The following is a 1,283-nucleotide window of genomic DNA, read 5'->3' on the forward strand; positions in this document are numbered from 1 at the left end:
GGAGTAGGGCGCGCGCAAGCGCGCGGCTGCGTAGCGCGCGGGTCACGACCAGCCCAGGCGCAGCGCGCGCGGGAGGCAGCGGAGCCCCGCCGCGCGGCGATGCAGGGTGCGGAGGCGGCGCAGCATGTCGGCGGCCTCCCGCCCGCTGGCGGCAAGCAGCGCATCCGCGCCCGGCAGCGGCGTACGGAAGCGCAGGTTTTCGGACAAATCCGGGTCGGCCACCTTGGCGGGCGGGCCGGGCAGGGCCTGCAGCAGTCGCAGCCGGCGCACGAGCGCGATGAAGCCGAGGCCGAGGATGCGCACGGCGCGGCGGCAGGCGCGGAAGATCAGCGGGGCGATCTGGCGCAGTGGGTGGTTGGGACTGAGGTCCTTGATGGCGTTCAGCAGCTTTTCCCACAGGCCGGCACGGGTGAGGCGGCGGAAATAGCGCGAGACGGTGTCCGGGCGGCCGAAGCGTTCGGGCAGGGCGCACCAGGGGCCGGTGCCGGAAGCCACGTGGAATATGGCGTCCATGCGGGTGCGGAGGTCGCCGATCTGGCGGCCGGCGGGGGAGCGCGGGAGGATGTAGGGGAGGAGGGCGTGGAATTGGAGGTCGGTGAGGGGGGTGGGGTGGGGCATGGGGGGGGGAGGGTGGCATAAGCAGTCGAAATAGGCAAATTTTCCTTTTCTCGCGATATCGATACTGTGCCGACCAGCACCGCCGCCAACCCGCTTGGCGCTCGACGCCGGCTCAGTGTATTAACGGCAACGATATCGGTTGGCACGAAGCCGACGAACAGACCCATGAGGCCGTGCTGCGAACTAGTTAGTCGGTTTCGCGTACCCCGACTGTCAAGTCAGGATGCCGACAAACGCGGTGGTCCTTCATCGCGCGCTGACATCCTATCACACGCGCATTTCCCTTCGGTATTTAGTCGCGCGCTTCGCTTGTGTGATACTCATTCAGTCGTGCGGCGCCGATTCGCACGTGGGCAATGTTGAAGGCGGAACACCACATTGAAACTTGTCGAAAAATTTGACGAATTCCTGAAGAATACGGTGAATCTCAATAAGAGTAGGATCGACCTTCTTGATTCGAGCGTCGAGGCCCTGAAGGGCTTTGTGCGAGGTAGCGACTGGAAGCCCAGGATTCGCGGCTTCGAGGGGCAAGGCTCATGGGAGATCCCTGCGAAACGCCTTGCTGAGCGACAGATGGGCTGATTCGCTGAGCCTGGTGATGGCAGTTGTGAGGCGGAGATGGGTCAGCGTCGGATCGGACAGGCGAGCTTGGCGGAGGCGCTTCT

At 65.2% G+C, this 1,283-nt stretch carries 1 protein-coding gene; it reads right to left on the bottom strand.

What is annotated here, in order from left to right:
* Positions 1–42: 42 nt before the first annotated feature.
* Positions 43–618 (bottom strand): transposase, encoded by a 576-nt coding sequence (locus HW578_RS26725; RefSeq protein ID WP_198373725.1) that lies wholly within the window; start codon positions 616–618, stop codon positions 43–45.
* Positions 619–1,283 lie beyond the last annotated feature (665 nt).

Source organism: Roseomonas rosulenta (genome assembly GCF_016106005.1).
Classification (GTDB): domain Bacteria; phylum Pseudomonadota; class Alphaproteobacteria; order Acetobacterales; family Acetobacteraceae; genus Neoroseomonas; species Neoroseomonas rosulenta.

Coding starts and splice junctions, on each gene's coding strand:
- HW578_RS26725 (WP_198373725.1), bottom strand. CDS start 618: ATGCCCCACCCCACCCCCCTCACCGACCTCCAATTCCACGCCCTCCTC.